The sequence below is a fragment of the Limnohabitans sp. DM1 genome, from assembly GCF_001269385.1.
Classification (GTDB): Bacteria; Pseudomonadota; Gammaproteobacteria; order Burkholderiales; family Burkholderiaceae_C; genus Limnohabitans_A.
The window spans coordinates 45,009-56,365 of the sequence record NZ_CXOO01000036.1 but is presented as its reverse complement, the minus strand read 5'-3'; the positions used below and the strand labels follow the sequence as shown (position 1 = coordinate 56,365).

Sequence of the window (11,357 nt, the reverse complement as noted above, 5' to 3'; positions counted from 1 at the left end):
GCGAGACGGCGGCAAATGGCATCYGSCCAGACAGCATCAGAATGAAGGCTTCAAACAGCAAGGTGAAGCCATTAAGTCGCCCGGCAAAATCAGGCTCGACCAACCGCACCGAACCGTTGGGAAGTTTCACGCGAGGCGTGCGAACTTGCAGATGGCACTCGTGTTGAAAGAAGTTCAGGTGCCGATACGTCTTGGCCACCGTGTCGTGCACACCATGCAGCCCATCGTGACCCGAGACTGCAAAGCGACTGCCGACTTTGAAGTCAATCAATATCGTCAAGGTCTTGGCACCTTCGTCGAACTCAACCGAGGCAACGCACCACGGGTCAGTGATGCCCAGGGCAGATTCAAACAGCTTGGCAGTCATCAATTCACGCTCAAAAGTTGATCAATATGGCAGAAGCTTACCCACTCAAATTTCAAGAGAACCAACAATGTCTTGCCCGGCTGGATTGACAGCTTGCCCGCCAAAGAAGAGCGCCGCGAAAGCGTGCCCATGCAGCGCTATGGCACCAGCGAAGAAGTGGCCGCGACCATCGCCTTTTTGGCCTCAGAAGGCGCGGCCTACATCACGGGCCAGAACATCCGCGTCGACGGCGGCTTGATGCGCTCGGTGTGAACGTCTGCGGGCACGTTCGCCCCTGCCGCTCACGCCCTGCGTTTCAAGGGTTGCAAAAATCACAACGGGCCGGATCGGCCCAGAGTTGGGTGTGGACTGCCCGGTGTTCTTCGTGGCCGCATTTTTTGCAGCCCCAGATTTCGGCTTTGGGCAATCGGGTCAAGCTGCCGCAGTCACGACAGGGCAGGCCCGGAATCTGCTGGCTGAGCCAGTAGCCCGGTGTGTCACAGCTTGGGCACATCGACAGCAATTTTTGAATCAGGTCCCCGGTCGCCTTGAGGATGGTTTTCTGGCGTGTTGGATTGCAAAAAGCCCGCAGATCGTTTTCGACAAACACCACGCCATTGGCGGATTTGGCTTGGGCCAGGTGAAAGGCCTTCAGCAATGTTTCGCGATCGCGGATGCCTTTGTCCATGTCGGGGTGCTCGGCGTGTTCCGGTCGCAGCACAAGATGGTGTTCTGGAAAACCAGCCTCTGCGGCAAAGCGCTCCAGCTCTTGCAGGTTGGTCACCATCCGGTGCAGGCTTTGGGCGGGGCCGTGTGCAAAGCCGGTCACTTCAATCCCTGACAAACGATCGACCCACAACACGACCTCGGTGTTCCAGGGCATGAAAGCGCCAAAAGGGTCGGGGCCAAACGAGCCTTCACTGGCCAAGCCGACAGACGCACCCGTCAGCGCCATACCGATGCTGGCTTTTTTGCGGGCCGCATCGAGTTGGGAGCCGGCTCGGGTCAGTTCACGCGTGAATGTGCCCAATTGGTCGGTGTCATACCCATCGGTGTGAACCAACTGGCAGCCCAACGCGGCTTCGAGCGGCTCGCGTACGAGATCCTGCTTGCCGTGTTGCGTCAGGATGGCGACTTGGTGACCTTGATAAAAGAGGGGCGGTGCTGTGCTCATGTCAGCACCGCTTGCGCCACCGCCAGATAAACCGGGATGCCCAGCACGATGTTCAAGGGAAAGGTCAAGCCCAGGCTCAGTCCGAAATACAGCGCGGGTTTGGCTTCGGGCAGGGCGGTGCGCAGTACAGCGGGCACGGCGATGTAAGACGCGCTGGCGGCCAACACCATGAGCAAGGCCCCATTGCCTGCGCTCAGTTTCAAGATGACAGCCACACCCAGGGCCAGTGCCGCATGAACGACAGGGCCGAGTACGGCATAAGCGATCAGCACGGGTGACTGGCCTTTGACCTGCGGCAGGTTGCGCGCGGCCATCAAGCCCATGTCGAGCAGGAAAAAGGCCAACATGCCCTTGAAGAGGTCCACCGAGAAGGGGGCCATCGCCTCTTTGCCCGCTTCGCCCGTGACCAGGCCGATCACCATGGCGCCCAGCAGCAACAACTGCGCGCCATCGGTGAAGGACTCGTGAAGGATTTTGCCTATCGACGCGCCATGAGGCGTGGCAGGTCCACCCAGTGCGGCCCCGCCACCCGCTTGCATCACCACGCCCGAGGCCTGCTTTTGCCGAAGCGAATTCGCCAACACCACGGCCAGGATGATGGCGGGCGATTCCATCAGGGCCATGGCTGCAGCCATGTGTCCGCCGTAGGGCACGCCCTGGTTTTCCAGCGTCTGCACCGCCGTGACAAAGGTCACCGCGCTCACCGAGCCGTACGTGGCGGCCACGGCCGCTGCGTCAAAACCCGAGACAAAGCGCCGCAGCACGGCGTAACCGATGAGCGGAATGACAATGGCCAACAACACGGCGGCCGCCAGACTGATGCCCACGCTGGCCGTCAGGCCCGATTGCGACAGCGCAAAGCCGCCCTTCAGACCCAGGGCCATCAACAGGTAGAGCGACAAAAAGCGCGAGATGGCGGGCGGGATTTCGAGGTTGGATTTGACGGTGCCCGCCAGCACGCCGAAGATGAAAAAGAGGATGGCCGGGTCGATCAGATTTTGCATGTAGGTGTTCCTTGGGCCGATGATAAAAACGGACCATGCATTTGTAAAATCGAATATTCAATGATTGACTATAGATAAAATTCTATGAACCAGCTGTGGGCTGGGGCGCGGCCGATGAGAGTTTCAGTTCAACCACGGCGATCGTCGTGATCGGCGGACTGCTCACTGTTGATCCGGCGCGATGGTGTTTGCATGAACCTTTTGTTGTAGGAGCAGCGCCCTCGCCGCGATGGAGCCTTGCAGACCACCACACATCACCCAGGTAGCGGGCCTCCCACGCTCATCGCATCGCTGATCGCTGTGCCCAAGACAAACTTTTCACTTCAAACTTCACTGGACCGGATCAATCAGGGAGCCTGTCGGTCAGATTCAATGTCCAGTTCGCACCGGCATGATGTGCAGCGCCCCCGGCGCGATCAACAACTGGACCCAGCCGCCAGCCCCCACTTGCAGGCGCCGCAGCACTCGGCTGGTCAGGTTCAAGGTGATGGTTTGGCTGGGCAGGGCTTCGGGCCGGAGCGTGCACAAGCTGATTTCACCCAGCGACAAGACCTCCAGCAGCTGGCAGCGCAAGCGGGTGTGGCCCGGCTCTGCCAGACTGGGCATCTCGCCGTCGGCCATCACGTCCACCTGCTCCCCGTTCAGCACCCAGGTCACGCGGGTGCCGTCGTCGATCTTGTTTTTGTCAAACACCGCCAGGTCCAGTCCGGCTTGTGGCTGCGAGGGATCTGTCCAGCACAAGCGCCCCCAGCCGGCTTCGCCCTTCAAAAAGCGCCCTTCAAAGTGGTTTTGAATGCCCACCAGTTCGGCCACCCGGGCGTTGCGCGGGCTGGCAAACACGCGGGCGGGTTCTCCCGTTTGCAGGGTCTGACCCGCGTCCACGATCACCACCCGGTCAGCCAAGCGGCGGGCCTCGGCCAGGTCGTGCGTGACCAGCACCATGGGCACCGACACCTTTTGGCGCAAGGCCGCCAGCTCGCGGTAAAGCGTCTGGCGCGTGGGCGCGTCCACCGCAGAAAAGGGCTCGTCGAGCAACAAGACGCCGGGCAAAGTTTCAGGTGGCTTGCCAGGGTTTGACGCCAAAGCGGGCGTGGGCATGACCCGCACCAGCGCACGCGCCAGTGCCACGCGCTGCTGCTGCCCGCCCGAGAGTTGCGAAGGTCTGCGCTGGCTCAGCGTGGCCAGCCCCAACCGCGCAAGCAATGTCTGCACATCCGCGCCCGACCAGCCCGGCCCGGCGGCCAGCGCCACGTTGGCCTGCGCCGTCATGTGCGGAAACAGCGCGTAATGCTGGAACACCAGGCCAGCACGGCGCTCTTGCGGGCTGAGCTGCACGCCCGCCGCCGTGTCCAGCCAAGCCTGGCCCGCCACCCGAATGTGGCCTTGCACATCGGCAGGCGTCCACAAGCCCGCGATGGCGCGCAGCATGCTGGTCTTGCCGCTGCCCGAAGGCCCGACCAGGGCCACCAACTCGCCCGCACCGCAGTCAAATTCGGCCTCCAGCCGGATCGGGCTGGCCGAGCGCAATTGCACTTGCAGGCCGTTCATCAGCGCTCCTGCAGGGCGCGGCCACGCTGGCCCACCCGGTCAAACGCCAGCACGAGGCTGAGCGCCAGCAAGGAAATGCCGACCAGCGCCAGCGCCATGACATGGGCCGACTGCAAATCCATGCCTTGCACCTTGTCGTAGAGCGACACCGACAGGGTGCGGGTCTCGCCCTCGATGTTGCCGCCCACCATGAGCACCACGCCAAACTCGCCCAACGTGTGCGCCACCGTGAGCGCCATGCCGGCCAGCAAACCGGGCCAGGCCAGCGGCAGCTCGATGCGCCAAAAGGTCTGCCAAGTGGACAAGCCCGACACCCAGGCCGCCTCGCGCAGGCTGTGCGGCACGGCTGCAAAGGCGCGCTGAATCGGTTGCACCATGAAGGGCAGGTTGACCAGCACGCTCACCAGCAGCAAGCCTTCGAGCGTGAACACCAGCCGGATGCCCGAGGCCGCCAGCCACGCGCCCAAAGCGCTGCCTTGGCCAAAGGCCACCAAAAAGTAAAAGCCGATCACTGTGGGTGGCAGCAACAAGGGCAGCAGCAGCAAAGCCTCGACCACCGGCCGCCCGGCCCAGGCGGTCACGGCCAGCCAGCGGGCCAGGGCCAGACCCACCGGCAACAGCGCCAGGGTGGTCAAAACCGCCAAAGTGAGCGAAACGTGAAGGGCGGACCAATCCATAAGGCGGGGTTTGCAGACGAGTGGAAGTGCAGGTTGTTGGGCTGGATTATTGCGGCAAGGCGTACCCATGCCGCACAAACACCGCCTGCGCCGGCGGGCTGAGCAAAAACCGGTGCCAATTTGCCGCCGCCGCACCCGCGCCCTTGAGCAGCACCATGCGTTGATGCAGGGGGGCGTGCAATTCAGCAGGCAAGGGCAAGACCTGCAAGCTGAGGGCGATTTCAGGGGCTTGGGCCAGTGCCAAAGCGGTGATGCCCGCCTGCGCTGCACCCGTGGCCACAAACTGGGTGGCCTGGCCGATGTTGTCGCCCAGCACCTGGCGTGCGGCCGGCAATGGCCCAACGCCTGCGCGCTGCAAAGCTTCCACAGCCGCCACGCCGTAGGGGGCCAAGGTCGGGTTGGCGATGGCGAATTTGTCGCCGGGCTTCAGGGCGCGCACCACCGCTGCCAAGCCTTGGGCCAGCGGCAGTGCTGAATTTTTAGGCACGATCAGCGCCAGTCGGCCCGTGGTGTAACGCTGCCCGGCGTCCACCGCGCGACCGGCTTTGTGCAGCTCGGCCACCCAATCCTCATCGGCGGAGATGAATTGCTCAACCGGCAAGCCCTGCAAAATCTTTCGCGCGAGGTTGCCCGAAGCGCCGTAATTCACGTCCACCTGAACCCCAGTTTGTTGCTTGTATTGGCTCGTCAAGTCAGCCAGCACAAACTTCAGGTTGCTGGCTGCGGCGATTTTGAGGCGCACAGGCCCCTGGCCTAGGGCCAGCGCAGAAAACGGCGTCATGGTCACCAGGGCGAGCAGGGCACCAGTGAGCAAGGTGCTGGCGCGTCGGTCTTTTCGGAAGCGGTCAGAAAAAACAGCGTGCATAACGTCATGCTTCTTTTGCATAGATATAAAGGTGTTTTGGTCACAACTGACAGGCACGCAACAGGCAGGCTCCCTAAAATCGAGACCCCGCTGGTTACCAAGCCGTTACAACCCGAATCCGGGCTCATCAACCAGTATCTCAGCCCCACAGCCGTTTTTTCAAAGCCCCTGCGCAGAGGTTTTGAAAAAACGATTTTTAAACTTGGAGCACTTCCCATGAACTCACCCGTGATGCAGGGCCTGAACCTCAATACGCCCACTTACGTGAAAAACGCCAAGCTGATTGCCTGGGTCGCCGAAATGGCCGCCCTGTGTAAGCCCGCCAAGATCTATTGGTGTGACGGCAGCCAAGAAGAATACGACCGCCTGTGCGCCGAACTGGTGGCGGCCGGCACCTTCAAAAAGCTCAACCCTGCCAAGCGCGCCAACTCTTACCTGGCTTGCTCCGACCCGTCGGACGTGGCCCGCGTGGAAGACCGCACCTACATCTGCTCGGCCCAAAAAGAAGACGCCGGCCCCACCAACAACTGGATGGAACCCGCGCAAATGCGCGCCACCCTGAACCCGCTGTTTGACGGCTGCATGGCTGGCCGCACCATGTACGTGGTGCCGTTCTCGATGGGCCCCTTGGGCTCACACATCAGCCACATCGGCATTGAACTCAGCGACAGCGCTTACGTGGCCGTGAACCAGAAAATCATGACCCGCATGGGCAAAGCCGTGTACGACGTGCTGGGCACCGACGGCGAGTTCGTGCCCTGCATGCACACCGTGGGCGCACCTTTGGCTGCTGGCCAAAAAGACACCACCAGCTGGCCTTGCAACCCCACCACCAAGTACATCGTGCACTACCCCGAGACCCGCGAGATCTGGTCTTATGGTTCGGGCTACGGCGGCAACGCGCTGCTGGGCAAGAAGTGCTTTGCGCTGCGCATCGCGTCCAACATGGGCCGTGCAGCTGCCAATGGCCCCTCCGGTAGCCAAGGCTGGTTGGCCGAGCACATGCTGATTTTGGGCGTGACCAATCCCGAAGGCAAAAAGTACCACGTCGCAGCAGCATTCCCCAGCGCCTGCGGCAAAACCAACTTCTCGATGCTGGTGCCACCCGCTGCGTTTGACGGCTGGAAAGTCACCACCATTGGCGACGACATCGCCTGGGTCAAGCCCCACACCGACGGCAAGATGTACGCCATCAACCCCGAGGCTGGCTACTTTGGCGTGGCCCCCGGCACCAACATGAAGACCAACCCCAACTGCATGCTGAGCCTGCACAAGGACGTGATCTTCACCAACGTGGCCCTGACGGACGATGGCGACGTGTGGTGGGAAGGCATGGAAAAGGACACCGGCTCTTTGCCCGACCATTTGATCGACTGGCAAGGCAAGGACTGGACGCCCCAGATTGCCAAAGAGACCGGTGCCAAAGCCGCTCACCCCAACGCCCGCTTCACCGTGGCCGCCACCAACAACCCCGCACTCGACCCCGCTTGGGACGACGCTGCGGGCGTGCCGATCGACGCGTTCATGTTCGGTGGCCGCCGCTCCACCACCGTGCCTTTGGTGACTGAAGCGCGCAGCTGGACCGAAGGCGTTTACATGGCCGCGACCATGGGCTCTGAGACCACCGCTGCCGCCTTTGGCGCGCAAGGCGTGGTGCGCCGCGACCCCTTCGCCATGCTGCCGTTCTGTGGCTACAACATGAGCGACTACTTCCAGCACTGGCTGGACACCGGCGCCAAGGCCCAGGCCGCTGGCCACAAATTGCCCGCCATGTACTGCGTGAACTGGTTCCGCAAGGGCGAAGACGGCTCGTTTGTCTGGCCCGGCTACGGCGACAACATGCGCGTGCTCAAGTGGATGATTGACCGTCTTGAAGGCAAGGCACAGGGCGAGCAAACCATGTTCGGCGTGGCCCCTACGTACGGCGAAATCAATTGGTCCGGTCTGGATTTCAGTGTCGAACAGTTCACGGCTGTGACCAGCATCGACCCCGCCGCTTGGCAAGCCGAGTTCAAGCTGCACGACGCGCATTTCGAGCAACTGGCTTACAACATGCCCAAGGCATTGCTGGACACCAAGGCCGCGCTGGAAGCACGCTTGGGCTAAAGAGCAGGGTCTGCGCCCAACCGGCGTCGAGTCTTGAAACCGCCACGGCCACAAACCGAGGCGGTTTTTTTACGCGTCTTACAGATTCGGCACGCTGAGGTTTGACAATTTGTTCACTTAACCTGTTGGTCGGCGGCTTCAGCCCCGACGTGAAGCCTGCACTGAAGGCCGCAATGTCGGGGCTGAAGCCACCGACCTACAGGACCCTTGTCAAAACTTCTACGTGTCGAACCTATAAAAATCACTGCTTGAAATAAAACTCACCAATCGCCTGGTCATAAAGTGCGGGGGTTTGTTCATGACCCACGGAGCGGGCCAGGCGGACCACTTCATTGCGTACATTGCGCAAGACCCGATCTACAGAAAGGCCTGGCTTTAACATTTCCTTGACAAAAATGCGGGTGAACAGGCCATTTCTTTCTTTGTCGTTGTCGCCCAGGCGGTCCAGCGCCTGCTGACCGGAACCGGCCGAGAACATGATCATTTGCCCGGTGGCAGCCGATGTGGGGGCCAGACCCCGACCCCCAATGGCGCGGCCTATGCCTTTGAAGGGGTTGTCGCGGCAAGCGTCGATCACGGCCAGGGCAAACTTGGTTTTCTTCTCTTCCAGGTCATCCAGCACTTTTTGCAAGAGGATGGCATCGTCCTTGACCTGGTCTTCCTGATCCCCCTTCACATCGATGGGCAACAAATAGTTGGCATTGCCCAGCTGCACCCCATGGCCTGCGTAAAAGAACAAGACTTCATCACCTCCGCTCAATTGCTGCCGGAAATCGCGCACGGCTTGTTTGAATTTCTTTTCGCTGAGGTTCAAGTGCTTGTAAACCTTGTAGCCCACCGCCTCCAGCGACTTGGCCATGGCATCGGCATCAGCGCCTGCGTTGTTGAGTTTGGGCACGTCGGTGTAGAGGTCATTGCCAATCACCAAGGCCTTGCGATTGGCGTAAGTCACAGGGGCTTTGGCCGCAGCTTCGGTCTGGGCCAAGGTTGCAGCTTCATCTTTGGCTTTAGCCGTAGCGGCTGCTGCTGCTGCTGCCGCGTTTTCCTTTTGCAGTTTGGCCAGCATTTGCGTCATGGCTTCCAGCTGCTGGGCCATTTTGCGTTTTTCTTCATCCAGGGCTTTGCGCTCTTGATCGAGTCGCAGCTGTGCGGCTGTGTCGGGGGCAGCTGCCACAGATAGAGCGGCCGGCGGCAAGGGCTTGGGGGCGGCCGTTGGAGCTTCTGTTTTGGCCGGGGCAGTGACGCTGGCCACCACCGCAGCAGGAGCGGGCTTGACTGCCGCAGCAGGTGCGGGCTCAATTTTGGCGGGTGTCACAGCCGCTGGGGCCACAGCAATGGTGACGGCAGGAGGCGCAGGCGGTGTTATGGTCACCGGCACAGCGGCGGGTGCTGACAAAGCGGAGGGAGTGGAGGGAGTGGAGGCTTGTGCCACCGCGTTCACCGGATAAGCCAGCGCCATGATGGGTTGAGGCTTTTTGTTGAAATAACTTTGTTGCATCGACTCGATGTAAATCGAGGCCCAGGTGTCGAGCATGGTTTGCTCTGGCCGTGGATCACCTGCTTTGACGGCTTCCCTGAATTGAACAGCGCCGATGCCTTTGGGCGGCAAGATGAAAGCATCAATGCGCAGGCCCTTGCCGTTGAACTGCTGAACCGACAATTCGGCTTGGAACATGCTGGATTTGAAGGATTTGCCCGGCTCTTCAAAACCTTTGACCACATCAAGCCACCACTCTTTGTCATTGGCGTTGGTCCAAGCGCTGACATTTCGCCAATTGTCAAAATTACCCAGGGCAAAAAAGCGTGAGCACTTGTTGATCAATTGGTTGGCTTGAGTTCCATGTTGGTTGACCAGGAAGTGATTGGCCGTGCTGGACTGACAATTCGTGTTGCCCCATCGCACCGATCCCGTGGCCTGGCGTACCACCAAAAACGGTACGCGCGCATCGGCTTGTGTGTTTTTCAGGGTGTAGGTTTCCCAGGCATAACCCACGCGTGTGTTCGTGCTGTTGTGGCTGGACAGCCAGGCGCCTTCAGGCAAGGCCACGCTGGAGCCCCCGCCCATCGGCAAGAAATCTTTGTAGGTCGAACCGACCACGGGTTGTGCCATGCCAGGCAACAGCGAAAAAGCCAGACACGCAGGCATCACCCATCGCAAAACGACCCTCGCCTTGTCCTGAAGCTTGTGGAGAAATAAACGGCTTATGTTCGGGGTCATGCCAATGGGCCTTCAAGAGTGAATGCACCCTGGATGCCGCAGCGCGTTCAACGCAGGGCTTTGGGATGCGCAAATTCAATGGTTCTGATTGTTACACTGATAGCCAACACACAGACTAACCAGCCCAAACGACCTCTGAATCATGCGCCTGCCCTACATTGCCACCTGGCTTGCACTGAGCTTGATCACCCCTTGGGCTGCACAGGCCCAGGTCAAGTTGATCACCGAAGAAGAGGCCAAAGCCCCAAACCTGCAAGTGCCCACCACTCGGGCCATCACGCGCGGGCCGGGCATCAAGCTGTTGTCATCCCCGGACGTACAGGCCAAAGCATTTGCTTTGAAAATTGCCTTTGAGCCCCGGGGCGGCGCCCAAATTGATGCGGCGTCGATCAAGTTGGAATACCTCAAACAACCTGTCCTGGACCTGACCGCACGCATCCAATCAGGATTGGGCGGCAACCAGTTGAACCTGCCGCAAGCCAGTGTGCCTGTGGGTGCCCACCCCATCCGGGTGTCCGTGCGCGACAGCGAAGGGCGTGAGGCCAGCACCGTGATCCATCTGAGCGCCAAGTGAGCCGCAGCACCTTTGACTGTCCTTATTGCTGCAGCGACATCCCGCTGCAGGCCTCGGTGTGCAGCCATTGCACCCGCGATCTGGTGCTGTTCAAGCCCCTGGCTTTGCGCTTGCAGGACCTGGCCGATGAAGTGGCGCAGCTCAAGACCCAGGTTCAGCAGCAATCTGAGCTATGGGGGCAAATACCAGTTCAGGAGATGGGTGCAGCGGCTTTGTCGTATGCCCATGAACACGAGCAGCCCCCTCAGTCCGAACCCGACCATTTGGTCAAGGCCCCGTCATGGATGGCTTTGAGCCTGAGCGTTGCGCTGACCACGGCCGCCATCGGCCTGTGCCATTGGGTTTTGCTTTTCGTTTATGACGTGCGTCCCCTGTTTTTGCGGCTGCTGACCATTTTGCTGCCTGTGTTGACGGGCTATATCTGCGCACGCCAAAGCCGTCTTGGGGGGCTGTGGCAAGCGCTCGCTGCAGGCGCGGCGGGGATGGTTTCGGTCTGGCTGATGCTGGCGATCACCGCATACATGGATGGCGTGCCACTGTGGCCAGACAATCCCAGGGATTGGCGTGAAACGCTGGAGTACACGGCTTCGATCACCTTGGCCTTCTTCACGGGCTTTTTGATTCACAGCCTGCTCAGCCGTTGGGCGCGTGAGCAGCGCCAGAAAATCAGCCTCAAAGTCCTGCTCTCACGCGATGCCAATGGCAAATACAAAATCGCCGAGGTCACCCATCAGGTGCAAAGCCTGGTCGCTGCGGTCGCGCCGCTCGTGTCTGCGGGCACGGCCCTGTATTCGGGCCTGAAGATTTTTCTCTCGAATTGACCGCACCTTTTGAAAGCGACGCGC

General features: G+C 60.6%; 9 protein-coding genes and 2 pseudogenes. 4 read left to right on the top strand and 7 right to left on the bottom strand.

Annotated features, from left to right (window positions below):
• Positions 1-367 (bottom strand): annotated as a pseudogene (locus AMM33_RS14605) (ISL3 family transposase); the annotation flags it as partial.
• A gap of 57 nt (positions 368-424) precedes the next feature.
• On the opposite strand from AMM33_RS14605, the pseudogene AMM33_RS14600 reads away from it, so the two are divergent.
• A pseudogene (locus AMM33_RS14600) lies at positions 425-619 on the top strand (SDR family oxidoreductase); the annotation flags it as partial.
• Between the two features lie 43 nt (positions 620-662).
• On the opposite strand, the gene AMM33_RS14595 reads toward AMM33_RS14600, so the two are convergent.
• From AMM33_RS14595 to modA, 5 genes are all read right to left on the bottom strand, one after another.
• Positions 663-1,520 carry a DUF6671 family protein gene (locus AMM33_RS14595; protein ID WP_090142031.1) on the bottom strand — a complete coding sequence of 286 codons (858 nt, stop codon included), beginning with the start codon at positions 1,518-1,520 and terminating at the stop codon, positions 663-665.
• Positions 1,517-2,524 (bottom strand): sodium-dependent bicarbonate transport family permease, encoded by a 1,008-nt coding sequence (locus tag AMM33_RS14590; protein WP_090142030.1) that lies wholly within the window; start codon positions 2,522-2,524, stop codon positions 1,517-1,519. The genes AMM33_RS14595 and AMM33_RS14590 overlap by 4 nt, the downstream gene beginning before the upstream one ends.
• A 369-nt stretch (positions 2,525-2,893) precedes the next feature.
• The gene (locus AMM33_RS14585) at positions 2,894-4,072 is read right to left on the bottom strand and encodes an ABC transporter ATP-binding protein (protein WP_090142029.1); all 1,179 of its coding nucleotides are present in this window, start codon (positions 4,070-4,072) and stop codon (positions 2,894-2,896) included.
• Entirely contained in the window at positions 4,072-4,749 is a 678-nt protein-coding gene (gene modB, locus AMM33_RS14580; protein WP_090142028.1) for a molybdate ABC transporter permease subunit, read from the bottom strand. The genes AMM33_RS14585 and modB overlap by 1 nt, the downstream gene beginning before the upstream one ends.
• A 46-nt stretch (positions 4,750-4,795) precedes the next feature.
• Positions 4,796-5,614 carry a molybdate ABC transporter substrate-binding protein gene (gene modA, locus AMM33_RS14575; protein ID WP_228768150.1) on the bottom strand — a complete coding sequence of 273 codons (819 nt, stop codon included), beginning with the start codon at positions 5,612-5,614 and terminating at the stop codon, positions 4,796-4,798.
• 216 nt (positions 5,615-5,830) lie between these two features.
• Between modA and AMM33_RS14570 the strand changes: the two genes are divergently transcribed.
• On the top strand, positions 5,831-7,720 hold the full coding sequence (locus AMM33_RS14570) for a phosphoenolpyruvate carboxykinase (GTP) (protein ID WP_090142026.1): 1,890 nt from the start codon (positions 5,831-5,833) through the stop codon (positions 7,718-7,720).
• Positions 7,721-7,961: 241 nt separating this feature from the next.
• Here the strand turns inward: AMM33_RS14570 and AMM33_RS14565 are convergent, their stop codons facing one another.
• Complete coding sequence (locus AMM33_RS14565) at positions 7,962-9,830, bottom strand: caspase family protein (protein ID WP_194945476.1); 1,869 nt, start codon at positions 9,828-9,830, stop codon at positions 7,962-7,964.
• A gap of 250 nt (positions 9,831-10,080) precedes the next feature.
• On the opposite strand from AMM33_RS14565, the gene AMM33_RS14560 reads away from it, so the two are divergent.
• Together AMM33_RS14560 and AMM33_RS14555 are read left to right on the top strand one after the other, a co-directional pair.
• A complete protein-coding gene (locus tag AMM33_RS14560) occupies positions 10,081-10,512 on the top strand; it encodes a hypothetical protein (protein WP_090142024.1) in 432 nt (143 codons plus the stop codon).
• On the top strand, positions 10,509-11,333 hold the full coding sequence (locus tag AMM33_RS14555) for a hypothetical protein (protein WP_090142023.1): 825 nt from the start codon (positions 10,509-10,511) through the stop codon (positions 11,331-11,333). Before AMM33_RS14560 ends, AMM33_RS14555 begins: the two co-directional genes overlap by 4 nt.
• Positions 11,334-11,357: the final 24 nt, after the last annotated feature.